At 62.2% G+C, this 23,052-nt stretch carries 23 protein-coding genes; 8 read left to right on the forward strand and 15 right to left on the reverse strand.

The window, feature by feature from the left end:
- Nucleotides 1-60 precede the first annotated feature (60 nt).
- Nucleotides 61-900: an AraC family transcriptional regulator gene (locus M2366_RS13825; protein WP_259269981.1), complete on the forward strand. Its 840-nt coding sequence runs from the start codon at nucleotides 61-63 to the stop codon at nucleotides 898-900.
- 86 nt (nucleotides 901-986) lie between these two features.
- Here M2366_RS13825 and cysQ read toward each other — a convergent pair whose 3' ends face one another.
- Nucleotides 987-1,805: a 3'(2'),5'-bisphosphate nucleotidase CysQ gene (gene cysQ / locus M2366_RS13830; protein WP_259269982.1), complete on the reverse strand. Its 819-nt coding sequence runs from the start codon at nucleotides 1,803-1,805 to the stop codon at nucleotides 987-989.
- A 34-nt stretch (nucleotides 1,806-1,839) separates the two neighbouring features.
- Complete coding sequence (gene nudE, locus M2366_RS13835) at nucleotides 1,840-2,424, reverse strand: ADP compounds hydrolase NudE (protein ID WP_259269983.1); 585 nt, start codon at nucleotides 2,422-2,424, stop codon at nucleotides 1,840-1,842.
- Between the two features lie 106 nt (nucleotides 2,425-2,530).
- Between nudE and yrfG the strand changes: the two genes are divergently transcribed.
- A complete protein-coding gene (yrfG, locus tag M2366_RS13840; RefSeq protein WP_042044295.1) occupies nucleotides 2,531-3,199 on the forward strand; it encodes a GMP/IMP nucleotidase in 669 nt (222 codons plus the stop codon).
- A 128-nt stretch (nucleotides 3,200-3,327) separates the two neighbouring features.
- Here the strand turns inward: yrfG and tyrS are convergent, their stop codons facing one another.
- On the reverse strand, nucleotides 3,328-4,596 hold the full coding sequence (gene tyrS, locus M2366_RS13845) for a tyrosine--tRNA ligase (RefSeq protein ID WP_259269984.1): 1,269 nt from the start codon (nucleotides 4,594-4,596) through the stop codon (nucleotides 3,328-3,330).
- A gap of 142 nt (nucleotides 4,597-4,738) precedes the next feature.
- On the opposite strand from tyrS, the gene M2366_RS13850 reads away from it, so the two are divergent.
- Entirely contained in the window at nucleotides 4,739-5,548 is an 810-nt protein-coding gene (locus tag M2366_RS13850) for a helix-turn-helix transcriptional regulator (RefSeq protein WP_259269985.1), read from the forward strand.
- 60 nt (nucleotides 5,549-5,608) lie between these two features.
- On the opposite strand, the gene exeN is transcribed toward M2366_RS13850, so the two are convergent.
- From exeN to exeC, 12 genes are all read right to left on the reverse strand, one after another.
- Nucleotides 5,609-6,364: a GspN family type II secretion system protein ExeN gene (gene exeN / locus M2366_RS13855; RefSeq protein ID WP_259269986.1), complete on the reverse strand. Its 756-nt coding sequence runs from the start codon at nucleotides 6,362-6,364 to the stop codon at nucleotides 5,609-5,611.
- Nucleotides 6,361-6,852, reverse strand: a complete 492-nt coding sequence (gene exeM, locus M2366_RS13860) for a GspM family type II secretion system protein ExeM (protein WP_259269987.1) — start codon at nucleotides 6,850-6,852, stop codon at nucleotides 6,361-6,363. Before exeM ends, exeN begins: the two co-directional genes overlap by 4 nt.
- Nucleotides 6,849-8,033 (reverse strand): GspL family type II secretion system protein ExeL, encoded by a 1,185-nt coding sequence (exeL, locus tag M2366_RS13865; RefSeq protein WP_259237281.1) that lies wholly within the window; start codon nucleotides 8,031-8,033, stop codon nucleotides 6,849-6,851. The genes exeM and exeL overlap by 4 nt, the downstream gene beginning before the upstream one ends.
- Before the next feature lie 88 nt (nucleotides 8,034-8,121).
- Nucleotides 8,122-9,135 carry a GspK family T2SS minor pseudopilin variant ExeK gene (exeK, locus tag M2366_RS13870; protein ID WP_259237271.1) on the reverse strand — a complete coding sequence of 338 codons (1,014 nt, stop codon included), beginning with the start codon at nucleotides 9,133-9,135 and terminating at the stop codon, nucleotides 8,122-8,124.
- On the reverse strand, nucleotides 9,119-9,784 hold the full coding sequence (gene exeJ, locus M2366_RS13875) for a GspJ family T2SS minor pseudopilin variant ExeJ (protein WP_259269988.1): 666 nt from the start codon (nucleotides 9,782-9,784) through the stop codon (nucleotides 9,119-9,121). The genes exeK and exeJ overlap by 17 nt, the downstream gene beginning before the upstream one ends.
- Nucleotides 9,785-9,820: 36 nt before the next feature.
- Nucleotides 9,821-10,204, reverse strand: coding sequence for a GspI family T2SS minor pseudopilin variant ExeI (gene exeI / locus M2366_RS13880; protein WP_259237280.1), 384 nt, complete (start codon nucleotides 10,202-10,204; stop codon nucleotides 9,821-9,823).
- Nucleotides 10,205-10,215: 11 nt separating this feature from the next.
- Nucleotides 10,216-10,773, reverse strand: coding sequence for a GspH family T2SS minor pseudopilin variant ExeH (gene exeH, locus M2366_RS13885; protein ID WP_259269989.1), 558 nt, complete (start codon nucleotides 10,771-10,773; stop codon nucleotides 10,216-10,218).
- A gap of 40 nt (nucleotides 10,774-10,813) precedes the next feature.
- On the reverse strand, nucleotides 10,814-11,245 hold the full coding sequence (gene exeG / locus M2366_RS13890; protein ID WP_259269990.1) for a GspG family T2SS major pseudopilin variant ExeG: 432 nt from the start codon (nucleotides 11,243-11,245) through the stop codon (nucleotides 10,814-10,816).
- Nucleotides 11,246-11,321: 76 nt separating this feature from the next.
- Nucleotides 11,322-12,542: a GspF family T2SS innner membrane protein variant ExeF gene (gene exeF, locus M2366_RS13895; protein ID WP_042044305.1), complete on the reverse strand. Its 1,221-nt coding sequence runs from the start codon at nucleotides 12,540-12,542 to the stop codon at nucleotides 11,322-11,324.
- A 9-nt stretch (nucleotides 12,543-12,551) separates the two neighbouring features.
- Complete coding sequence (gene gspE / locus M2366_RS13900; RefSeq protein WP_042044306.1) at nucleotides 12,552-14,060, reverse strand: type II secretion system ATPase GspE; 1,509 nt, start codon at nucleotides 14,058-14,060, stop codon at nucleotides 12,552-12,554.
- The gene (gene exeD, locus M2366_RS13905) at nucleotides 14,060-16,093 is read right to left on the reverse strand and encodes a GspD family T2SS secretin variant ExeD (RefSeq protein ID WP_259269991.1); all 2,034 of its coding nucleotides are present in this window, start codon (nucleotides 16,091-16,093) and stop codon (nucleotides 14,060-14,062) included. Before exeD ends, gspE begins: the two co-directional genes overlap by 1 nt.
- Nucleotides 16,094-16,113: 20 nt before the next feature.
- Nucleotides 16,114-16,980: a GspC family type II secretion system variant ExeC gene (exeC, locus tag M2366_RS13910; protein ID WP_224431382.1), complete on the reverse strand. Its 867-nt coding sequence runs from the start codon at nucleotides 16,978-16,980 to the stop codon at nucleotides 16,114-16,116.
- 186 nt (nucleotides 16,981-17,166) lie between these two features.
- Here exeC and hslR point away from each other — a divergent pair, with 186 nt between their 5' ends.
- From hslR to M2366_RS13935, 5 genes are all read left to right on the forward strand, one after another.
- Nucleotides 17,167-17,565: a ribosome-associated heat shock protein Hsp15 gene (gene hslR, locus M2366_RS13915; protein ID WP_042044309.1), complete on the forward strand. Its 399-nt coding sequence runs from the start codon at nucleotides 17,167-17,169 to the stop codon at nucleotides 17,563-17,565.
- Nucleotides 17,566-17,667: 102 nt separating this feature from the next.
- A complete protein-coding gene (gene hslO / locus M2366_RS13920; protein ID WP_042044310.1) occupies nucleotides 17,668-18,552 on the forward strand; it encodes an Hsp33 family molecular chaperone HslO in 885 nt (294 codons plus the stop codon).
- Between the two features lie 148 nt (nucleotides 18,553-18,700).
- Complete coding sequence (gene pckA / locus M2366_RS13925) at nucleotides 18,701-20,326, forward strand: phosphoenolpyruvate carboxykinase (ATP) (protein WP_259237268.1); 1,626 nt, start codon at nucleotides 18,701-18,703, stop codon at nucleotides 20,324-20,326.
- Between the two features lie 165 nt (nucleotides 20,327-20,491).
- A complete protein-coding gene (locus M2366_RS13930) occupies nucleotides 20,492-21,157 on the forward strand; it encodes a GntR family transcriptional regulator (RefSeq protein WP_042044312.1) in 666 nt (221 codons plus the stop codon).
- Between the two features lie 34 nt (nucleotides 21,158-21,191).
- Entirely contained in the window at nucleotides 21,192-22,994 is a 1,803-nt protein-coding gene (locus tag M2366_RS13935) for an aminopeptidase P family protein (RefSeq protein ID WP_259269992.1), read from the forward strand.
- Nucleotides 22,995-23,052: the final 58 nt, after the last annotated feature.

A 23,052-nucleotide genomic window follows, 5' to 3' on the forward strand; every position in this document is an offset into this window, starting at 1 on the left:
CAAAAAGCATGATACGATTTATCACCAACAGTCCAAAAATAGTCACCTATCGTATCAATCATGGATTCCTTGTCGGTACTGCTTCATCAATACGCGCCCCGGGCCCGGCTCTTCTACGCAGGCAGCCTGTGTGGTCGGGCCGATTATCAGGGCTCGGACCCTGGTGGCCACCTGCACCTGCTTCGCGCGGGCACCCTCAGACTGAGCAGTGACGGGGAGGCTAGCGTCACCCTGGATGAGCCGACCCTGATCCTGTTTCCAGCGGGCTGCGGCCACCGCATGCAGAGTCGGCTCGACTGCGATCTGGTCTGCGCCAACGTCCACTTCGGCCGCACCCACAACAACCCCCTGGTTGCGGCGCTACCGAGCCGCCTGATCATTCCCCTGGCCAGCGCCCCCGGCCTGGCTCCCGTGTTGGAGCTGCTGTTTCAGGAGGCGGCTCAACCCGGCTATGGCCAGAGTCAGGCGATGGATCGCTTGCTGGATCTGCTGCTCATCCTGGTGTTGCGCCATGTGCTCGATGCCGGGCTCTACCGGGGGGGCGTGCTGGCGGGGCTGGCCGATCCGAGGCTGGGCAAGGCGATCATCGCCATGCAGCAACAACCCGAGCATCCCTGGACGCTGCAAGGGCTGGCTGCGCTGGCGGGCATGTCCCGCGCCCGCTTCGCCGCCCACTTCCATCAGCTGATAGGCAAGACGCCACTGCTCTATCTGACCGAGTGGCGGCTGACCCTGGCCCAGCAGCATCTGTTGGCGGGGGAGCCCCTCAAGCTGATTGCCCCGACGGTGGGCTATGGCAGCAGCGCCGCCCTGACCCGCGCCTTCGCCAAAGCCTGTGGCTTGACCCCTGGCCAGTGGCTGCGCCAGCAGCAAACCGTCGCAGAACCGCCTCTTGATTGATGGCAGGCGAGCTCCCCCACCCGCTGGCGATATCAACGAAAACGGCGACCCTGAGGTCGCCGTTTTTATGCCGATACAAGATACGGTCAGTCGCGGTGCAGCACTATCTGGGTCCAAGCCAGACGAGGATCCCCCATCACGATAAAGTCGGGATTGCCAAGGGATTCTGTCTCGTTATAGCTCAGCGGCTGCAGTGCCAGACTGAGAATACGCCCCCCAGCCGCCTCGACGATGCACTGAGCCGCTGCGGTGTCCCACTCGCCGGTAGGGCCGAGTCGCACATAACAGTCGGCCGCCCCCTCGGCCACCAGGCAGGATTTGAGGGAACTGGAACCCAGCGGCACCAGATCGTAATGGATGCTCGGGTTGAGACGACGCGTCAGACTCACCTGTTGCTGACGGCGGCTGATGGCGATCACCAGGGAACTGGGGAGATCATGTTCATGATGCTGGGCGCGAATGGGCTTGCTCTCGCCATTTGCCTCCTTGAAGGCACCATGACCACGCACCGCCCAGTAAAGCAGATCCGCCTCGGGGGCATAGATGACGCCGAGCACGGGCACATTGTCCCGCACCAGGGCTATCAGGGTGGCGAAGTCACCACTGCCGGCGATAAATTCCCCCGTGCCATCCAGAGGATCCACCAGCCAATACTGCCGCCAGTTTGATCGCTGGCTGAAGGGGACATCCGCCGCCTCCTCGGTCAACACAGGAATATGGGGGGTGAGCGCCGCGAGCGCCTGTTTCAGGTAGGCATCCGCGGCCAGATCGGCACTGGTGACCGGGGTCGCATCCTCCTTCAGCTCGCGCTCAAACTGGCCGCCTTGATAGATGTCGTGAAGGATACGCCCCGCTTCGCGGGCTATCTCCTTGACCCCGGGAACCCAGCTCAGTAGTTCCTGCATCTTGTCATCCTCTGTGTCACTCGCCGCTCTGGCGTTATTTTTCCTGCTCTGCCAACCACTTGATGGTCAATAGCAGGGCGCTGATGCTACGTGATTCGGTGAAGTCCTCCCGCTCGAGCAGTTCGTCGATGCGATTGAGTGGCCAGGGGATCACTTCCAGGGGCTCAGGCTCGTCACCGACCCGCTGTTCGGGGAAAAGATCCCGGGCCAGCAAGATGTCCATCTTGCTGGCGAAATAGCCAGGGGCCAGGGAGACCTGTTTGAGGGGGGTCAGGCGGTTGGCGCCAAAGCCCGCCTCCTCCATCAGCTCGCGGTTACCCGCGGTCAGGGCATCCTCACCGGGATCGATCAGCCCCTTGGGAAAGCCCAGCTCATAACTGTGGGTGCCAGCGGCATATTCACGGATCAGCAGCAGGGTGTCGGCATCGAGCATGGGCACCACCATGACGGCACCCCGGTTGCCGCCCCGCATCCGCTCATAGACCCGCTCCTCGCCGTTGGAGAACTTGAGATGCAGGGATTCCACCTTGAACAGGCGGCTTTCGGCCACGATGTCAGCCTTGATGATGTCGGGTTTGCGCTTGTTGGGATCCATAGCCGGGCCACTGGCGAGAGTCATGACTCAAGAGTAAACGAGTCGCAAGACGAACACCACGGGCCAAGGCCGGGAAAGCGACCCTAAAAATCCGTTATAATGGCGCGCCCTTTCAACACCGAGATACCCCATGCCGACCCCGCTTCCCTGGCACCAGATAGATACAGTCCTGCTCGACATGGATGGCACCCTGATCGATCTCCATTTTGACAGCTACCTCTGGCAACGGCGGGTGCCCGAGTGTTATGCCGAGCGGCGCGCGCTGTCGCTGGCCGAGGCCAGGGCGCAGATCGATGCCCACTATCAGGCGGTCGCCGGCACCCTCGACTGGTATTGCGTGGATTACTGGAGCCGGACCCTGGGGCTGGACATTCGCGCCCTCAAGCAGGAGCTCCTGGAGAAGATCCAGTGGCGGCCTCATGCTCTCCCCTTCCTGGCCGCCTTGCGGGCGGCGGGCAAGCAGCTGGTGCTGTTCACCAATGCCCACCCCGCCAGCCTCTCGGTCAAGGAGGCGCGACTCGGACTGGCCGACCATCTGGATCTGATGATAAGCACCCATGAACTGGGTTGGTCGAAGGAGAGCCAGCACTGCTGGCAGGCCCTGGCAGAGCGGCTGGCGTTCGATCCGGCCCGTACCCTGTTTGTCGATGACAGCGAGCGCATCTTGCAGGCCGCCGCCGATTTTGGCATCGGCTATCAGCTCGCCATCCAGACCCCGGACAGTCAGCAGCCCGCGCAGCGGATCACCGCCTTCCCGGCCATACACGACTATGCCGAGTTGTTGCCGCTAGCGGGCTGACTCAGCGCAAGATGGGGCAGAGTCCCTCCTCTCCATCATGGCGCGAGCTGCCCCATGAGTCGCGCTGGCGATTGAGGGTGACGGACGGTCAGCACCATGTCACCCCTGTGGCGTCTATCAGGGACGGCTCAGTCCAGCCACTCCACCAGCCGGTACTGCTTCTTGCCCCGGCGCAGCAGCAGGTAGCGGCCAAACAGCCGATCGCCAGGGGCCAGCCACTCATCCTGCGTCGACACACCATTGAGGGAGATGGCCCCCGCCCCTAGCAGCTCGCGGGCGATACGCTTTGAGGCCGCCAGGCCACATGCCACCAGCAGGCTCGGCAGATCCTGCTGCCCCTGCACTTGGCAGCTCGGCATGCCATCCTGGGCCAGTTGGGCCAGATCGCTCTCCCCAAGGCGAGCCGCATCGCCGCAAAACAGCAACTCACCGATGCGCCGCGCCGCCGCCAGCGCCCCCTTGCCATGCACCAACTCGGTCAACTCATCGGCCAGCACTTGCTGGGCCAGCTTGCGCCCCTGCCGGCTGGCGTCTTCTGCCTCCAGTGCATCAATCTCGGTCAGCGCCATAAAGCTGTAGTAGCGCAGCAAGCGATGGACATCCTCGTCCGCTGTGCCGAGCCAGAACTGATGGAAGGCATAGGGCGAGGTGAGCGCCGGATCCAGCCAGATGGCGCCCCCCTCGGTCTTGCCGAACTTGGTGCCGTCCGCCTTGGTGATAAGCGGCAGCGTCATGCCAAACACCTGGGCCTGATGGCGGCGGCGGGTGAGATCCATGCCGCTGAGGATATTGCCCCACTGATCGTTGCCGCCAATCTGCAAAGTGCAGCCGAGCCGCTGGTGCAACTCGGCGAAGTCCAGGGATTGCAACAGGGCATAAGAGAACTCGGTGAAGGAGATACCCTGATCCGGGCGGGCCAGCCGCTGGCGCACCGACTCGCGCGCCAGCATGGCATTGACCGAGAAGTGCTTGCCGACATCCCGCAAGAAATCCAGGGCCGACATCTGCCCCAGCCAGTCGCCGTTGTTGACCAGGGTGGCCGCCGCCAGCCCCTCAGCGGCAGGTAACAGGGCGGTTATCTGGGCCGACAGGCTGGCGACCCAGCCCTGTACGGTTTCATTGCTGTTGAGGCTGCGTTCGGTCGCCTTGAAGCTGGGATCGCCGATGAGGCCGGTGGCGCCGCCGACCAGGGCCACCGGGCGGTGCCCGGCGAGCTGGAAGCGGCGCAGCATCAACAGCGGCACCAGATGACCGATGTGCAGGCTGCCCGCGGTGGGGTCGAATCCGCAATAGAGGGTACGCGCCGTGGCGAGGTGATCGCGCAGGGCCGCCATGTCTGAGTGCTGGGCGATGAGGCCACGCTCGGTCAACTCATCGAGCAACCTGGGGTCTGTCATGGGATCTCCGAAACGGGGGAAAGGTCGCTATCCTCCCCCTCTGGCAGCCCGACGGCCATGTCCCTCAGGGGACAGTTTTCTCACCCCGTGCTAGCATCTCTGCTCAAGTGACTCAGCCCCTCCCCAGGAAGCCAAGCCCGTCATGACCCACGCCACCCTCACCCCCGATCTGACCGCCACCCTGGATGCCCTGCACACCAGTGCCTTCCCGGCCATGCTGGTGCGTCTCATCCAGCGGCAAGTGGCATTCGACTGCGCCCTGCTGCTCGGGATGGGGCAGCGGCCCGTCTACCTCTATGACAATCTGGAGCACCGGCGAGCCCTGTTGTTTGATCGCTACCTCACCAGCCACTTCGGTCAGGATCCCTTCATGCAGGCATTGGCCGCTGGGTTGCCCGCAGGGGTCTGGACCCTGGCACAAGTATCACAGGGCAAGCTGGATCCGGACTATCAGCAACGCTTCTATCAGGCCACCGGCTGGCAGGAGGAGGTGGGGCTGATCCTGCCCATCCATGCCGGGCTGACCCTGGTGCTCTTTCTCGGGCGTCTCGGCAAGCGCCACCCCCTGAGTCAGGGCGAACGAGTCAAGCTGGAAGAGCTGTTTCCGCTGGTGCACGCTCTGTGCCGCCAGCATTGGCCACAGGCCATGCCCTTGATGGCAACCAGCACCACATCGGCTGACGGCGCCACGGTCAAGGCCGCGGTGGAGCTGGCGATGGACACTGTCGGCGGGGATCAGCTCACCCCCAGGGAGCGCCAGGTTGCCCGCCTGCTGTTGCAAGGGCTGGATACCGAGGCCATCGCCACGGCGCTCGGGATTGGCAGCGGCACCGTGAAGAATCACCGTAAACATCTCTATGGCAAGCTGCGGCTCGGCTCGCGCGCCGAGCTGTTCAGCTTCTTTCTTAACCATCTCATCACGGCGCCCGGCGACGGCGAACCGACGGCCTGATCAGCCCCATAACGAAACACCCCGCCGAGGCGGGGTGTTGTCTATTCGTGCTGCTGCGGGTCAGATGCGGCCCTGATAACGCAGCGGGAAGCGACCCTGACTGTCTGGCTGACCGAGATAGGGCAGCCCCTGTTTCATCTGCTCCGGCAACTCGGGACCGGGCTTGAGACTGCCCTGGAACAGGTACTGGCGATTGGCCTGCAACTCCAGCTTGCCCAGTACCTGCACCGCCTCCGACCCCTGCTTGAGCTCGGCCACCAGCTTGGAGTCGAGACAGGTCAACTTGACCTCGGGATCCCCCAGTTTCAGCTTGCCCGCCGGGGTGTCGGCCTCGGCATCGTACCAGTGGAGGTTGCCATAGAGGCTATCGCACCAGGGCTGACCCTGACTGAATTCATCGATCTTGAGCTGTAACTGGCCCGTTGCCGTGATCGGGAAGGGCAGGCGCAGGGGCAGCCGGCTCAGCAACCAGGGGGCAGGAGCGTTGAGGGTCAGGTCACGGCCAAAGGCGGCGCTGCCCCAACCCACCACCCCTTGGCCATTGAGGCCATCCCGCTCGCCGAAACGCACCGCCAGCTCGGGAGCAAAGCGCAGCAGCGACCAGCCATTGAGATCCCAGCGCAGCCGGGTCACAGACTCGCTGGCATATTGCAGACGCGCCACTTCCCCCTGCCAGAGGGTGCCACTCACCCCTTCCAGTTTGACCATGGGCGGCAGCGGCAGATGGCGAGCCACCAGACTGGCGGGCACGCTGGTCAGCAAGAAGCCCAGCCAGGCCAGCATGAAGACGACGACTATCCAGATCTTGCGTTTCATTGCGGGCGACTCACCTGTAAGCGTCTCACCTTGACCATGCCGGCGGGCAACTGCTCGCGGGCCACCTCAATCACCTTGACCTGGACGCCGTATCTGTCCGACAGCTCGGCCAGCCACATCAGCAGCCCATCGAAGGGGACTGCGTCTATCCATACCTGCAGCTCCTGACCCTGGGGTTGCAGCCGGGTGATCTTGATCTTGTGGTTGAAGGCGGTGCGGTTGACGACCCCATCCAGGGTGCCCCCCAAATCGATGTTGCGACCGCTGCCCGCCTGGGCCGCCAAGACTCGCTCACCCTTCTCTTTCAGCCAGACCAGGGTCTGCTGCTGGTTCTTTACCTGTCGCTCCCGCTCCGCGATGCGATTGCCGAGGGGTTGCCACACCAGCCAATAGAAGAGACCGATGATCAGCAGAGTACCGCCAATGGCCACCAGTCGCTGCTCCCGGGCGCTGATGCCGCGCCACCAGAGTTCGAATCTTGTCATCATGATGATTTACCCTTGAGCACCAGTGCCCCCTCGACCCGACCTTCCGTGCTGCGCACCTCGCCCTGTTGCACCTCGAAACCCTTGCCCGCCAATTCGCGGAATCGCTCCATCTCGGTAAAGCCGGGGGCCGTGACTTGCAGCCTCAGCTCTCCCCGCTCCACATCAAAGCGCAGCACCTCGGGCTTGAGCCCCGGCACTTCGGCAAAGGTGGGGGCCAGTTCGGTCAAAAACAGCAAGACGCCACTCTGGGGCGCACCGCCCAGCAGCCTCAGATGCTGCTCCACCTGACTGCGTACATTCACTATCCGGGTCTCTCCCGGGAAGATACGGGTATAGACCTCCCGGATCTCGGCCTTGAGCGCCTTGTCCTGCTTATCGAGCTGATAGAGGGCCAGGCCGCGCTGCCCCAGGGTGACCAGCAACAAGGCCACCGCCACCACCACCACCTTGCGCCACTGCAACCAGTGACGACTGTACTCGGTCTGTGGCCGGAAGGGCCCCTGCAACAGGTTCACCTGACCGCGCAGCGCCTCCCGGGCCAGCAGCAGCATGGGCAGTTCGGGATCGGCCCCCTGCCAGTTCGCTCCCGCCAGGGCGGGGGGGGGGGTATGGCTGTGAATGGTGACAGGCTCGGGCTGCGCGCCCAGCAGCAGGCCGAGCAAGACTTCGTCCGCAACCAGTCCCTGGTGAGGCCCTTGGCGCAACAGCCAGACCTTGCCCAGCTGCAGCGCCGACCAGCCGTCGCTCGCCTGCGGCAAGGCCAGCACATCCGGCAGCAGTTGCAGGCTCTTGAGCCCCGCCGCCTCCAACCAGCCGAGCCAACGCAGCATCTGCTGCCGGTCCACCGCCATCAGATCCACCTCCTGGCCCTGATGAGACAGCACGACCAGATGCAGGGACTCCACATCGGAGGCGATCTGCTCCTCAAGCAGATAAGGCAGGGCCGCCGCCGACTGGCGGTTGTATTTGCCCGGCAGCCGCACTCGCCGGAAGATAACGGCGCTGCCCGGCACCAGAACGACCACGGGACGACCTCCGGCCCGTTCACGCAGCTCATGCAGTTCATGGGCCGAGGCCAGGGTCCCGGAGGCGATGATCTCCTCCTCCCCCTTCGACCAGACCAGCCACTCGACCGGCTCTTCCTGGGTCGTCCCCAGACGGATGACCAGACTCTCGTTCAACACACTCTCTCCTTGGCCTTGGCCGAATCCTGTCGACGGCTGACCCTTGATATGGACAGCGAGATGCCGTCGCGCGTCGAGGCGAGCTTCACTCAGCCCCCCCATTGACCCGCCGCAGCACCACCGCCTTGTTCTCTTTACTGCGCTGGAAGTAGGTCTCCAGCCTGGCCCGGGTGTCGGCCACCTCGGCCAGCAGATAAGCCACGAAGTAATCGCTCTTGACGTCTATCGCCTCATTCAACCCCTTGATGCCGGAGCCCGCCGCCAACGCAGGCAGGCTCGTCATCTCCGCCTTGCTTTGCCAGCCTTTCCTGGGGCGATCCTTGAGCACACCCTTGGCGTCATCCACACTGATTTTTCCCAGGTAGAGCGCCGCCAGCAGCTCGGGCTGATCCGGGGATATGGTATTGATATTCACCAGTAACTTGTCGTTTGGCAGGGCGCAGACATAGGGCGCCAGCCTGGCATATAGCTTGCCGCTGACCCCACGCACCGCCCGCAACTCATCCACCCCCAGCATCTTCTGATTGGCGGGCAGATAGGGCTGACCCAGCCCTTCATAATAAGCATCTTCGGCCCCATAGCTGGAGACCAGTACCGTATCGCTGTCGGTCCAGTCACGCACCGCATCCGTCAGCTGGGTTGCCTCGTATTCGTCGATCTCAAGCAGGGTCAACAGGGTGCGGAACACCTTGACGGGATAAGGCTGGTTGGCCAGATCGTCCCCACTGTCCCCCTGCTGCCCTACGCTCAGGCTGTTGAGGTTGAAGCAGCTTTGCAGGTCACGCACCTCTCCCTTGAGGGTGCCATCCTCGACCGGAAATATCACATCCTTGCGCGCCCAGTACTGGCTCAGGCTGACCACCTTGGGGTCATCCTTGAAGTCCTGGGCCAGTATCTTGCTGACCAGCGCCTCGGTGGAGATGGCATACCACCATGCCTGCTTGCCGGTGCTGAGGTTGGCGGTGCGCCTGAGCTCAAGCTGCAAGCGGCCACTCATGTTGCTGGCGATGATCACCATGACCGAGAGGATCAACAACACCACCAGCAGTGCCATGCCCCGGCTTCGTCCCGGCCCGGCGCCTCTATTGTGTCGGTGCATCTTCGAGCCTCTGGCCGCCGGCCCCAATCAGAAACTGGCGACGTATGGTGCCGTAATCGTCCAGATCCAGTTCCACCGCCAAGCCGTCAGGCAAGCGCTCCTCCTGGGTCCACTCCGACTTCCAGCCCCCCTCGCTGTAGAAGAAGAGGCGCAGCCCCGTCACCCGGTCGAGCAACGCTTGCACCCTGGGCTCGGTGCCTATCACTGGGTCCGGATAGAGATAGCTGAGCCGCTCCAGCTGGTGATCCTTGAGCCGCCAACCGACCCGCTGCAGGCCAGATCGCGGCAAGATGCCATCCGGGTTGAGCCAGCCCCCCCGGATGAAGGCCATGCCCCAATCATCACTCTGCTGGCCAAACTGGCTGGCAGCCAGCAACACCCGGTTATTTTCACCCTCGATGCGGCCGGTACGCGGCACCATCTGGCTCACGTCCCGCTCCAGCACATCGAAGGCGCGCTGTAATTGGGCCAGACGCACCTCTTTCTTCCTGGCCACCTCATCGCTGGTGAGCACCCCCTGCAACACCTGATAGGCGCCCAGACTCAGGCCGGCGAAGATGGCGATCGCCACCAGCATCTCCAGCAGGGTAAAGCCCCCCTGCTTGCTCAGATGCCGAACCTGCGGCCCTGACGCGGACGATGACCTCATTGGTGTCTCCAGCGGCAGGCACCGCGAGCGGGTCGTTTAGCGGCTGACATAGGTGCGCATCATGGCCACGGGACTCTCGGATTTGGGGGCGGTACGCACCTCCAGATCCAGTGCCTTGAAGTTGCTGTCGGCGGTAGCGACACCGCGATAACGCCAATACCAGCGCTGTCCCGCCATCTCTTCATCCCCCTCGACCCAGCTGTCGCTCGGCCAGGAACCTTCGAGTCGCTGCTGCACCAGCTGGTTCTGGACAACCCAGGTCGCCAGGGTCTTCTGTTCCAGATAGCTGAGCCCGGAGAGGTGTTCGCTCGCCGTCTTCATCACCGCCAGCCCGGCGATGGCAAACACCACCAGGGCCACCATCACCTCGAGCAGAGTCATGCCCCTGGCCTGGCGAAGCCCACCATGGCGCAGCGCCATGCGCGGCGTCCTCATTGCTCTTCCTCAGGCCGATCGCTATCCAGGGTGAGATTGCCAAACTCATCGGCCCACACCACACGGAAGTAGCGCTCCTCATCGACCTGCTGAGTGAAGGTCAGCACGAAGGGGGTCAGCTCGTCACCGGGAAAGATAAACACCTGGGGGCTGGCCACCTTGTCGTCCTCCCCTCGTTCGTCTTCATCCGGCTGCCAGGCCAAACCGCCCAGTTCGACGCCGAGCTGGATATCCTCCGGCAGCTGCACCGGCCCCAGCACCTTGTCATCACCCAGGGCCGTCCAGTTGCGATCCTTGCCTTGGCGCACCATGAATTGCCAGCCGTGATCCTCGAGGCGCAAGCCCAGCAGACGACCATCCATCACGGCCTGCTCCTGGGCTTGCTGCAGGACGGCCATGAAGCGACGCGCCTGCTTGTCCAGCTCGCGATCCCCCTTGGCGCCGCCCATGCTGAGGGTAACGGCGGTGGCCACCAGTCCCATCAACATGGCGACCAGCAACACTTCCAGCAGGGTGAAGCCGGCTTGGCGATGACGAGACGACGCGCCGATCACGCCAGCCTCATCCACAGCACCTGGATGGCAGTACAAGCACTTACTGGAAGTCCTTCAGATTCCAGTTGCCGATGTCGTCATCGGTGCCCGCTTCGCCATCTTGCCCCATGGAGAAGACGTCGAGCTTGCCGAATTGGCCTGGGCTGAGCAGCTGATAAGGATTGCTCCAGGGATCTTGCGGCAGGCGCTTGATATAGCCCCCTTCCCGGTAGCTGCGCGGCTCGGGGGCCGAGCTCGGTTTATTGACCAGGGCATCCAGACCCTGCTCGGTGGTCGGGTAGCGATTGTTGTCCAGCTTGTACATGTCGAGGGCGTTTTCCAGCGCCACTATGTCGGAGACCGCCTTCTGCTGATCGGCTTTTTCCTTGTTTCCCATCAGGTTGGGCACCACCAGGCTGGCCAGTATCCCCAGGATGACGATGACCACCATGACTTCCAGCAGGGTGAAACCCGATTGACGACGCTTATGCATGACTTACTCCCTCACAAAATAAGATGGTCTGTACCATCAGCGATTGACCATAGTGAGACCCGGCGGGCGGATCCCGTTACATATTGACCATGTTGTTCAATTCCAGGATGGGCTGCAGGATCGACATCACGATAAAGAGCACCACCCCGGCCATGGAGACCACCAGCATGGGTTCGAACACGCCAAGGGCGATGTTGACCTGGCTTTCAAACTCCCGATCCTGGTTGTCCGCCGCCCGCTCCAGCATGCTGTCGAGCTCGCCGCTCTGCTCGCCGGAGGCGATCATGTGCAGCATCATGGGCGGAAATATTTTGGTTTCATTCAGAGACTTGCGCAGACTGGTCCCCTCGCGCACCCGTTCGGTGGCCTCGAGGATGCGGGCCCGGGCGAAGTCATTGGAGAGCACTTCGCCGGAGATCTTCATCCCCTCGATGAGCGGCACGGCGCTGGCATTGAGGATGCTCAGGGTGCGGGCAAAACGGGCAGTATTGAGGCCGCGGCTGACCCGGCCAATCACCGGCAGACGCAGCAGGATCCCGTGCCAATGGCGACGGCGCAGCGCATCCCCCAGCCACCAACGCCAGACGAAACCACCCAGGAAGATCAACAGCAGGAACCAGAGGCCATAGTTCTGCATCAGTTCGCTGGTGCCGATCAGGAAGCGCGTGGTCGCGGGCAGCTGCTGCCCCATATGTTCAAACTGGGCAACCACCTTGGGCACCACGGCGGTCAGCAAGATGGAGATGACCCCCACCGCGACCAGGGTCAACACCATGGGGTAGATCATCGCCTGCATCAGCTTGGTGCGCATATGCTGGCGCTGTTCGGTGTAATCGGCGAGCCGGTTGAGCACCTTCTCCAGGTGGCCGGATTTCTCCCCGGCCGCCACCATGGAGCGGAACAGCTGATCGAACACATGGGGGAAGGCGCCAAGCGAATCGGCCAGACTGTAACCCTCCACCACCCGGCCACGCACTGTCGCCACCAGGCTGCTGAGATGGGCCTTCTCACACTGCTGGGAGACCGCCTTGAGCGCCTCCTCTATGGTGAGACCCGCCCCCACCAGGGTCGCCAGCTGGCGGGTGATCAGTGCCAGCTCGGCGGTACTGGCGCCACGGCGAAACAGTCGGAACTGGCCTGCCTCACGCTTGGCCTTCTCGGTGGTTTCACTCACCTCGAGCGGGGTCAGCCCCTGCTCGCGCAGTTGCTGACGCACCTGGCGCGCCGAGTCACCCTCGGTCACCCCCTGCTTCTGGCGCCCCTTGTCATCCAGGGCCTTATATTCGAATGCTGCCACGTCCTATCCTCAATCTTCCCGAGTCACACGCAGCACTTCTTCCAGGCTGGTCTGCCCCTGGAGCACTTTGTCGATACCGTCGCGGCGAATGCTGGGGGTGTGGGGGCGGATCAACCGCTCGATGGCGAGCTCACCGCTCGCACTGTGAACCGCCTCGCGCACCGCCTCATCGACCACCACCAGTTCATGGATGCCGGTCCGGCCACGGTAGCCGGTGTGGTTGCACTGTTCGCACCCCACCGGATGCCAGAGCTGACTGGCCCTGTCCAGGCCCTCGATGCGCATCAATGCCAGCTCTTGCTCCGTGACCGGACGCGCCTCCTTGCAGTCGGGACAGAGGGTACGTACCAATCGTTGCGCAAGCACCGCCAGCAGGGAGGAGGAGAGCAGGAAGGGCTCTATGCCCATGTCTCGCATCCGGGTGATGGCGCCAATGGCGGTATTGGTGTGCAGGGTCGACATCACCAGGTGGCCGGTGAGCGACGCCTGTACCGCTATCTGGGCGGTATCCAGATCCCGGATCTCCCCCACCATGACCACGTCCGGATCCTGACGCAAGATGGCGCGCAGGCCACGGGCGAAGGTCATGTCGACCTTGGCGTTGACCTGGGTCTGGCCGACCCCTTCCAGGTCATATTCGATGGGATCCTCAACAGTGAGGATGTTGCGATCCCGGGAGTTGATCTCCGAGAGCGCCGCATAGAGGGTGGTGGACTTGCCCGAACCGGTCGGCCCCGTCACCAGAATGATGCCGTGGGGTTTGCGAATGAGCTCGCTGATGATGTTGCGATTGGCCAGCGTCATGCCGAGCTGCTTGAGCTCGAGGCGAATGTTGTTCTTGTCGAGCAGTCGCAATACCACCCGCTCGCCGTAGCTGGACGGCATGGTCGAGACCCGCACGTCCACCGCCCGGCCACCGATGCGCAATGAGATGCGGCCATCCTGAGGCAGACGCTTCTCGGCGATGTCCATGCGCGACATGACCTTGATGCGCGACACCAGCAAGGAGGCCAGCTTGCGATGGGGGCGCAGGATCTCCCGCAGCACGCCATCGATGCGAAAACGGATCACCAGCACCCGCTCGAAGGTCTCGATGTGGATGTCGGACGCCTCCTCTTTTATCGCCTCGCTCAACATGGCGTTGATGAGGCGAATGATGGGCGCGTCGTCATCGGCGTCGAGCAAGTCCTCGCTCTGGGGCAGCTCTTCGGCCAGGGCGAAGAAGTCCATCTCGTTACCGAGATCTTCCATCAGCTGACGCGCCTCGGAGGAGTCGCGCTGGTAGTGGGCCATCAGCAACTGCTCGAACGCCTCGCCCTCTATCTGCTCGACAGCGAAAGTGGCACCCGCCACCCGCTGCACCTCGAGCAGGGTCTGGGGGCTGACCCCGGGCCGGCAGATCAGCACGGGGGCACCGGCCCGCTCGGTCAGGATCACCCCGAAGTTGCGGGCAAAGGCGAAGGGCAGCTCGGGCAGGGGGGCCGACAGTTCGCTGCCATCAAGCTGATAGGCCGCCATCAGGGCTTGCTCTGCACGAAGGGTTGCACGCTCGCTGCCGTGGCCTGCTGCTGGCTCTTCATGGCCTGGATCTGCCTCTGGACCTCGGGGGAGACCATGATGTCCTGGCCATATTCGGGTAACACCTGGCGCGGTGGCGAGGTGAGGTAGCCCTCTTGCGCCGCGCGATCCAGCTGCTCGGCCCGGAACAGGGTGTACTTGCTGCTGGAGATGCCGGAATAGACATTGGCATCGCGCAATATGGTCGGCCGGATGAAGATCATCAGGTTGCGTTTGGCCGTGGTGTTGGAGGTGGATCGGAACAGATAACCCAGCACTGGGATGTCGCCGAGGATGGGCACCTTGGAGACCTGCTCCTTGGTCTGCTCATCCATCAGACCACCCAGCACCACGGTTTCGCCACTCTTCACCAGCACGGCGTTCTTGACGGTACGGGTGTCGAAGGTGGGGCCAAGATCGGCCGTACCCGCAGCCTGAGCCTGGGCGACGCTGGAAACCTCCTGCTCGATGTTGAGCAGCACGGAGTCCCCTTCGTTGATCTGGGGAGTGACCACCAGCTTGGTGCCCACCGTCTTGCGCTCTATGGTGTTGAAGATGTTGTCTCCCGAGGTGGAACTCTGGGAGCCGGTCTGTACCGGCACCTCCTGACCCACGTTGAACGACGCCTCCTTGTTGTCCATGGTGACGATGCTCGGGGTCGAGAGGATATCGTTCTTGGTATTGGTGGAGAGCGCCGTCACCAGCATGGCCCAGTCCCCTTTGTAGAAACCGGCAGCCATGCCACTGAAGCCACCCAGCAGGTTCTCCAGCCCCTCGGTATTGCCGTTGTCCTTGTAATCCTTGCCCGCGATGATGGCAGGCCCTATCGGCAAGCCGGTATTGGTAAACTGGGTACCGCCGCCATTGGCATTGCCCCACTGCACCCCGAGATTGAGGCCATCGCCGTCCTGCACCTCGACGATGATGGCTTCGACCAGCACCTGAGCCCGGCGGATGTCGAGCTTAGCGATCACCTGCTCCAGCTCGGCCATGACGTCCGGTTGAGCGGTGATCACCAGGGCATTGGTGGTCTCATCCGCCGAGATGGCCAGCTGACCGCCGCCTATGCTGGTGCCAGCCGTGGCACCTGCGGCATTGCCCTTCTTGTCGGCCTCGATGCTGGAGCTGACGCCCTTGAGCACATCCACCAGATCCTTGGCCTTGCCATATTTCAGGTAGAAGACCCGGGTATTGCCCTGACTCTGCAGATCCCGATCGAGCTGATGCACCATCTGTATGATACGCGCCCGCGCCTTGGGCTCACCACTCACCACCACAGAGTTGGTGCGCTCATCCGCCACCACCTTGGGAGTGAGCTGGAAGCCGGCGTTGCCCCCCTGGGCCGCACCATCCTTGTTGAGGTTGCTCACCAGACGCACCATCTCGCCAGCGGAGGCATATCTCAACTTGATGATGTCCACATCCTGATTGCCCGCCTTGTCGACCCGGCGCACCACCTCGACCAGGCGGTTGACCACGGCGGCGCGGCCGGTGATCAGCAGCACGTTGGAGGGCTCGTAATGCACCACGTTACCGCCGCCCGCGTTGTCATTGAGCTGACGCAGCAGGGGAGCAAGCTCGCGCACCGAGACATTGTGCACCGGGACCACCCGGGTCACCATCTCGTCGCCAATCCCGGGGTTACGGTCGTCGACCACGGGAATGGCCGAGGTCTTGGCGTCCTTGGCACGCACCACCTTGAGCACCCCGTTGTTCATGGGCACCACGGCGAAACCGTACACATCCAGCACGCTCAGGAAGAATTGGTAGTACTGATCCTCGTTGAGCAGATCGTAGCTGCGCACATTGATCTTGCCGCGCACTGATGGCTCTATGATTATGGTTTTGTTGAGGTTTTTACCAACTGTGTTGATGAACTCTTCGATCTCTGCATTCTTGAAGCTGGCCGAATACTCGGTCGCCCAGACGGATCCCGTCATCAGCAAGGCCGCCGCCACAGACGCCAGGCGCCAGCCTTTCCCTTTATTTCTCATGCGTGCACTACTCCGGATCATTATTCTGACAAGCCGACATAGACGTCATACAGCTGTCCTTGCCGTTCGACTGTCACTGTCATCTCGGTGGCACTCGCCACCTGCTGCATTGCTTGCATCGCCTGAGCATTGTCGCGCAGGTCGAGCCCATTGATACTGACGGCCAGGTCATTGGCGACCAGGCCGAGCTGGTTAAAGAGTTCAGGATCCCGCCCAGGGTTGAGGCGATAGCCCGCCATGCGGCCATCAACCCGGACCGGGGATATATTGAGGTAATCGGTGAGTTTGCCCGGATTGCTCATCAGCTCGCCACGCACCTCGCCCAACTTGTCTGTCGCGTTGCCCTTGGCTGGCAACGGCTTGCCGTACTCTTCACCATCGAGCATCAGGGTCTCATCACGACTGTTGCGCGCTATGATGACGCGATCGGCAAAAATCTGTCGCAGCCGGGCCTGGGTACCATCTATGTAGTCACCAATACCGTAGGAGTTCTGGGTGCCGTTATGGGCGATGATGGCGATGGATTTGGCGGCATTGGAGCTCGCCAGTACCCCGTTGAGCTGGGCATTGAGCTGGGTCTTGGGGGCATCGGCCGCCACCTGGGCCTGGGCCTGGATTTGCTCCGCACGACCAAACAGACCCAGGCGAGTGAGAGGCGCCAGATCAGTGCCCTGACTCGCCGTCTCCGCCACGCCCGTGCGGGGTTGCCAGGCAGTCTGCGGCTCCGGACTCGCCAACGAGAACAGGCGCCAGGTCAAACCGGCGCACTGGTGAGCCAGCAGCAGCAAGAGTCCCCAGAACAACCAGTGGCTGAGACGGGCAAGGGGCAGCCGCTTGCCCTGGGCAAGCAAGGCAGACAGCAAGTCATCCCTGAACGGTAGCGTCATGTTTCTCAAAATAATTTTCTATCCAAATCGGTCCGCCATTGTGTACGGCAATGGCGCCTGAGACAACTGACCTAAAGCGCAAGATGGTCAAAAATGCTCGTGCCATCACTCCAATGCAGCCCGGATTCAATCCAGGGCCCCGGCTCTGGTATAATCGGTCACCATGTCACATCGTCGGAATCCGTCATGAGTAAAGCCGTTTCGCCCGAATCCTCCCTGCGTCTGGACAAGTGGCTATGGGCCGCCCGCTTCTACAAGAGCCGCAGTCTGGCACGGGAGCAGATCGAAGGGGGCAAGGTGCACTATAACGGCCAGCGCAGCAAACCCGGCAAGGCGGTCGAGCTCGGCGCCCTGATCCGTTTCTGGCAGGGTCAGGATGAGCGGGAGGTGCGAGTGCTCACCCTGAGCGAGCAGCGCAAATCGGCCCCCCTCGCCCAACTGATGTATGAAGAGACCCCCGAGAGCCTCAAACGCCGGGCCGATAATGCCGAGGCGCGCCGCTTCAACAGCCAGTTTGCGCCCAGCCCCGAGCGTCGCCCCGACAAGCAGGAGCGCCGCCAGCTGATCCGGGTAAAGCAATACTGACCTGAGTCCATGACCCCTGTATGACGACATGCACGCCAGAAAGTTCACACCCGACCCAAGATGCCGGGTGCCCAACCTATTACCACCCCGAAGGAAGATGAGATGAGTCACCAAGATCTGCTGTATCGCTATCTGTTTGAAGAGTACGAAGTGCGGGGTGAGCTGGTCCAGCTGGATAGCACCTATCGCCACGTGATCGAGGCGCAGAGCTATCCGGTTCAGGTACAACAGCTGCTGGGCGAACTGCTGGTCGCCACCAGCCTGCTCACTGCCACCCTCAAGTTCGAAGGCTCCATTACCGTGCAATTGCAAGGGGATGGCCCGGTGCGTCTGGCCGTCATCAATGGCGACAACAACCAGCAGCTGCGCGGTGTCGCCCGTCATGAAGGGGAGCTGCCCAGCGATGGCAAACTGCAGAGCCTGATAGGTAACGGCCAGCTGGTCATCACCATCACCCCCGAGCAGGGTGAGCGCTATCAAGGCATCGTTGCCCTGGAGGCCGATACCCTGGCCGGCTGCCTGGAGCAGTATTTCGCCCAATCCGAACAGCTCGCCACCAAGCTCTGGATCCGCACCGGACACCATGAGGGCCAACCCCGCGCCGCCGGCATACTGCTGCAGGAGCTGCCATCCCAGAGTGAGGATCACAGCATCGACTTCGACCACCTGACCCAGCTCACCAGCACCATCAAGGATGAAGAGCTGTTCGGTCTGGAGGCCGAAGAGATCCTCTATCGCCTCTATCACCAGGACAAGGTGCGCGTGTTCGATCCCCAGGCCGTCGCCTTCCGCTGCACCTGCTCGCGGGAGCGCTGCGAGGGTGCCCTGTTGCAGGTAGAGAAGGCAGAAGTGCTGGAGATGCTGCAGGAGCAGGGCAAGATCGAGATGCACTGCGACTATTGCGGCGCCCAGTATCCCTTTGATGCGATCGATGTCGAAACCCTGTTCAGCGGGGCTCCCGGTAATGATACAAACCAGTTACACTAAATGAAGGCGGGGAAACCCGCCTTTAACTTAAATAACAAAAAAATACCCTACTTTATAAAGTTTGATGAAGGTCGCTAAATTCTACCACCTAAGTGGTAGAGTTGATGCCAGATAGAACCCTACACACCTCTGAACCCAGGAGAATACAATGACAATAGTGGCAGAACCCACCCTGGCCCAACAGTTACAACTGGAGCAATATGGCATCCATAACGCCGTAGAAATCCTGCGTAACCCCTCCTATGAGCAGCTTTTCGCAGAAGAGACTCGCCCAGACCTGGAAGGATTCGAACGCGGTACAGTAACTGAATTGGGCGCCGTCAATGTCAATACCGGTATCTTTACCGGCCGCTCCCCGAAAGATAAATATATCGTCAAGGACGCCACTACCCAGAATACTGTGTGGTGGTCTGACCAGGGCAAGAACGATAACAAGGCACTGAGCCCGGAAGTCTGGTCACATCTAAAATCCCTGGTGACCAAACAGCTCAGTGGCAAGCGACTGTTTGTCATCGATGGCTACTGCGGTGCCAACCCGGACACCCGTCTGGCGGTGCGTGTCATCACAGAGGTGGCCTGGCAGGCCCACTTCGTCAAAAACATGTTCATCCGCCCCAGCGAGGCCGAGCTGAAGACGTTCAAGGCTGACTTCGTGGTGATGAACGGTGCCAAATGCACCAACCCGAACTGGCAGGAGCAGGGTCTCAACTCCGAGAACTTCGTCGCCTTCAACCTCACCGAGAAGATCCAGCTCATCGGCGGCACCTGGTACGGTGGCGAGATGAAGAAGGGCATGTTCTCCATGATGAACTACTTCCTGCCCCTGCGCGGCATCGCCTCCATGCACTGCTCCGCCAACGTGGGTCAGGAGGGCGACGTGGCCATCTTCTTCGGCCTCTCCGGCACCGGCAAGACCACCCTCTCCACCGATCCCAAGCGTGCGCTTATCGGCGATGACGAGCACGGCTGGGATGACGACGGCGTGTTCAACTTCGAAGGGGGTTGCTACGCCAAGACCATCAAGCTCTCCAAGGAGGCCGAGCCGGACATCTTCAACGCCATCCGTCGCGACGCCCTGCTGGAGAACGTGACCGTGGCCGAAGACGGCACCATCGACTTCGATGATGGTTCCCGCACCGAGAACACCCGGGTCTCCTACCCCCTCTATCACATCGAGAACATCGTCAAGCCGGTCTCCAAGGCCGGTCACGCCAACAAGGTGATCTTCCTGACGGCCGATGCCTTCGGCGTGCTGCCCCCGGTCTCCAAGCTGACCAAGGCACAGACCAAGTACCACTTCCTGTCCGGCTTCACCGCCAAACTGGCCGGTACCGAGCGTGGCATCACAGAACCGACCCCGACCTTCTCCTCCTGCTTCGGTGCGGCCTTCCTCAGCCTGCACCCGACCAAGTACGGTCAGGAACTGGTCAAGCGGATGGAAGCATCCGGCGCCGAGGCCTACCTGGTCAACACCGGCTGGAACGGCACCGGCAAACGCATCTCCATCAAGGACACCCGCGCCATCATCGACGCCATCCTGGATGGCTCCATCGAGCAGGCGCAGACCAAGATGCTGCCCATCTTCAACCTGGAAATCCCGACCGCCCTGCCCGGCGTCAACCCGGCCATACTGGATCCTCGCGATACCTATGCCGAGGTCGCCCAGTGGGATGAGAAGGCTCAGGACTTGGGGATGCGCTTCATCAAGAACTTTGAACGCTTCACCGATAACGACGAAGGCAAACAGCTGGTAGCCGCAGGCCCTCAGCTGTAACAGCCCCACCGCACTGCCATACCGGTCAGCTCTGCTGGCCGGTATTTTTTTGACCAACATCTGGCAATTGGTCCAGCGCCACCTTGCCTTGCCGGCGCGAGCGCGTTAGATTCAGCCAAACTTTATACAATATACAATTTTGCAACCTGCCCCCATGACACAACCATGACGCCTATCTACAAGACCCGCACCCAGATGGTGATGGACAACCTCAGAGCCAGGATACTGCGCGGAGACTTCCCGGCCGGCGCCCCCTTGCGCCAGGACGCCATCGCCAAGGAGCTGGCGGTCAGCCGCATTCCGGTGCGGGAGGCCCTGATGCAGCTGGAGGCTCAGGGGCTGGTCAAGTTCGAACCCCATCGCGGCGCCGTGGTCACCCGACTCGATAGCGAGTCCGTGGCCGAGCTCTTTTATTTGCGAGCCCTGCTGGAAGCCGATACCCTGTTTCACGCCGTCGATCTGATGACGGAGGAGACCTTCGTCAACGCCCAGGCCATTCTCGATCAGTTCGATGCCGCACTCGAGTCAGGGACCCGGGTCGAACATTGGGCCCAGCTCAATCACAGCTTCCATGCCACCCTCTATCAGGCCGCCAATCGCCCCCAGGCCATGGAGCTGATCGCCCAAATCAATCTGAGTTGCGACCGTTACGTGCGCTTCGAGCTGCTGTTTGCCCAAGGTGGTGTAGACAAGGCGGAGCGCGAACATGCCGAACTGCTGGCCCTGTGCCGGGCGAGGCGAAAACACGAGGCTGCCGTGCTGCTCAAGCAGCATATACAGGCGGCAGGCCTGTCCATCGGACAGATCCTCAGCCACGGTCAGCCCGGCTGAACCGCTCATCGAACAACTATCTGGCAATTACGACATGAACCATTTCGAGATCATTGAAACCCGCGTCGCCCAAATCAGGACCACCCTGGCCCAGCAGGAACTGGACGCGTTCATAGTGCCCCACGATGACGAACATCTGGGGGAGTACATTCCGGCCCACGCCGAGCGCCTGGACTGGCTGACCGGCTTCAATGGTTCGGCGGGTCTGGCCATCATCCTGGCCAAGCAGGCCGCACTCTTCGTCGATGGTCGCTACACTGTCCAGGCCCGGATGCAGACCCCGGCCCACCTCTTCAGCTTCTTGCACCTCAATGAGGATCCCCATGTCAGCTGGTTGGCGGATCAACTTGAGCCGGGCAACCGGGTCGGCTTCGATCCCCGTCTGCACAGCCTGACCTGGTACCAGCATGCCAATGCCCAACTGAGCGAGCGCGGCATCACCCTCGTCGCCATCACCGACAATCCCGTCGACCAGCACTGGCTGGACCGCCCCGCCCCCGGCAAGCACCCCGTCATGTTCTACAGCGAAGAGCTGGCCGGCCAATCCAGCCAGGCCAAGCGCGAGCTGCTGGCGAGCGACCTGCGCAAGCGTGGTCTGGACGCCGTGCTGCTGACCCAGGCCGAGCCCATCAACTGGCTGCTCAACCTGCGCGGTCGCGATGTCGAGCGTCTGCCCGTGGTACTGGGATTCGGTGTGCTCTATGCCAACGCCAGCATGGATTTCTTCGTCGATACCGACAAGCTCGACTGCATCGCCTTCAGCCAGCATGTGGGGCAGGATGTCTCCGTCTACCCCACCGACAAGTTGGGAGCCCTGCTCCAGCGCATCGGTGAAGATCAACAAAAAGTCCTGGCCGACCCCAACACCGCCAACGCCTGGGCCCAACTGACCATGGAAGAGGCGGGTGCCATCCTGGTCGCGGGTCAAGATCCCACCATGCTGCCCAAGGCCTGCAAGAACGAGACTGAGCTGACGGGCATGCGTGCCGCCCACCTGCGCGATGGGGTGGCCGTCACCCGTTTCCTCGCCTGGCTGGATCGCCTGATCGTCTCCGGTGAGTTCGACGGAGTCGATGAAGCCAGCCTGGCGGATCAGCTCGAAGGGTTTCGCAAGGAACAGCTGCACTATGTCGAACCCAGCTTCGACACCATTTCGGCGCTCGGTCCCAACGCCGCCATGTGCCACTACCGCCATACCAACGGGGTGCCACGCGGCTTCGGTCAGGACGCCATCTATCTGGTCGACTCGGGGGCTCAATATCTGGACGGCACCACCGACATCACCCGCACCGTCAAGGTGGGTGAGGTGACCGAGGAGCACAAGGCCATGTTCACCCGCGTGCTGCAGGGTCATATCGCCCTGGATCAGGCTCGCTTCCCGCGCGGCACCTCGGGCATCCAACTCGACGTGCTGGCCCGCATGCCGCTCTGGCAGGCCGGGTATAACTACGACCATGGTACCGGCCACGGTGTGGGCCACTTCCTGAGCGTGCACGAAGGCCCCCAGCGCATCGCGCCCAAGGGCAGTCTGGTACCGCTGATGCCGGGCATGGTGCTCTCCAACGAGCCCGGCTACTACCGGGAAGATGCGTTCGGCATTCGCTGCGAGAACCTGGAGATCGTGATCGAACTGCCCCGTCAGGGTGAGCTCGACATGCTGGGCTTCGAGCGACTGACCTATGTGCCGTTCGACATTCGCCTGATCGATCGCAGCCTGCTCAGCCAGGATGAGTTCCGCTGGATCAACGAGTATCATGCCGAGGTTTATCGTCGCTTGAGCCCCTTGCTGGAAGGCGAGGATCTCGCCTGGCTGGAGCAGGCCACCGACCTCATCTGATTGCAGTCAACCTCATAAAAGCAGGGCCTCATGGCCCTGTTTCGTTTCTTGCCCCCGG

The sequence above is a fragment of the Aeromonas sp. BIGb0405 genome (assembly GCF_024807335.1).
GTDB classification, from domain to species: domain Bacteria; phylum Pseudomonadota; class Gammaproteobacteria; order Enterobacterales; family Aeromonadaceae; genus Aeromonas; species Aeromonas rivuli.

What these genes read in the sequence shown, in the direction of transcription:
- M2366_RS13825 (WP_259269981.1), top strand. Translation starts at nt 61, where the DNA reads ATGGATTCCTTGTCGGTACTGCTTCATCAATACGCGCCCCGGGCCCGG.
- cysQ (WP_259269982.1), bottom strand. Translation starts at nt 1,805, where the DNA reads ATGCAGGAACTACTGAGCTGGGTTCCCGGGGTCAAGGAGATAGCCCGC.
- nudE (WP_259269983.1), bottom strand. Translation starts at nt 2,424, where the DNA reads ATGACTCTCGCCAGTGGCCCGGCTATGGATCCCAACAAGCGCAAACCC.
- yrfG (WP_042044295.1), top strand. Translation starts at nt 2,531, where the DNA reads ATGCCGACCCCGCTTCCCTGGCACCAGATAGATACAGTCCTGCTCGAC.
- tyrS (WP_259269984.1), bottom strand. Translation starts at nt 4,596, where the DNA reads ATGACAGACCCCAGGTTGCTCGATGAGTTGACCGAGCGTGGCCTCATC.
- M2366_RS13850 (WP_259269985.1), top strand. Translation starts at nt 4,739, where the DNA reads ATGACCCACGCCACCCTCACCCCCGATCTGACCGCCACCCTGGATGCC.
- exeN (WP_259269986.1), bottom strand. Translation starts at nt 6,364, where the DNA reads ATGAAACGCAAGATCTGGATAGTCGTCGTCTTCATGCTGGCCTGGCTG.
- exeM (WP_259269987.1), bottom strand. Translation starts at nt 6,852, where the DNA reads ATGATGACAAGATTCGAACTCTGGTGGCGCGGCATCAGCGCCCGGGAG.
- exeK (WP_259237271.1), bottom strand. Translation starts at nt 9,135, where the DNA reads ATGCACCGACACAATAGAGGCGCCGGGCCGGGACGAAGCCGGGGCATG.
- exeJ (WP_259269988.1), bottom strand. Translation starts at nt 9,784, where the DNA reads ATGAGGTCATCGTCCGCGTCAGGGCCGCAGGTTCGGCATCTGAGCAAG.
- exeI (WP_259237280.1), bottom strand. Translation starts at nt 10,204, where the DNA reads ATGGCGCTGCGCCATGGTGGGCTTCGCCAGGCCAGGGGCATGACTCTG.
- exeG (WP_259269990.1), bottom strand. Translation starts at nt 11,245, where the DNA reads ATGCATAAGCGTCGTCAATCGGGTTTCACCCTGCTGGAAGTCATGGTG.
- gspE (WP_042044306.1), bottom strand. Translation starts at nt 14,060, where the DNA reads ATGGCGGCCTATCAGCTTGATGGCAGCGAACTGTCGGCCCCCCTGCCC.
- exeD (WP_259269991.1), bottom strand. Translation starts at nt 16,093, where the DNA reads ATGAGAAATAAAGGGAAAGGCTGGCGCCTGGCGTCTGTGGCGGCGGCC.
- exeC (WP_224431382.1), bottom strand. Translation starts at nt 16,980, where the DNA reads ATGACGCTACCGTTCAGGGATGACTTGCTGTCTGCCTTGCTTGCCCAG.
- hslR (WP_042044309.1), top strand. Translation starts at nt 17,167, where the DNA reads ATGAGTAAAGCCGTTTCGCCCGAATCCTCCCTGCGTCTGGACAAGTGG.
- hslO (WP_042044310.1), top strand. Translation starts at nt 17,668, where the DNA reads ATGAGTCACCAAGATCTGCTGTATCGCTATCTGTTTGAAGAGTACGAA.
- pckA (WP_259237268.1), top strand. Translation starts at nt 18,701, where the DNA reads ATGACAATAGTGGCAGAACCCACCCTGGCCCAACAGTTACAACTGGAG.
- M2366_RS13930 (WP_042044312.1), top strand. Translation starts at nt 20,492, where the DNA reads ATGACGCCTATCTACAAGACCCGCACCCAGATGGTGATGGACAACCTC.
- M2366_RS13935 (WP_259269992.1), top strand. Translation starts at nt 21,192, where the DNA reads ATGAACCATTTCGAGATCATTGAAACCCGCGTCGCCCAAATCAGGACC.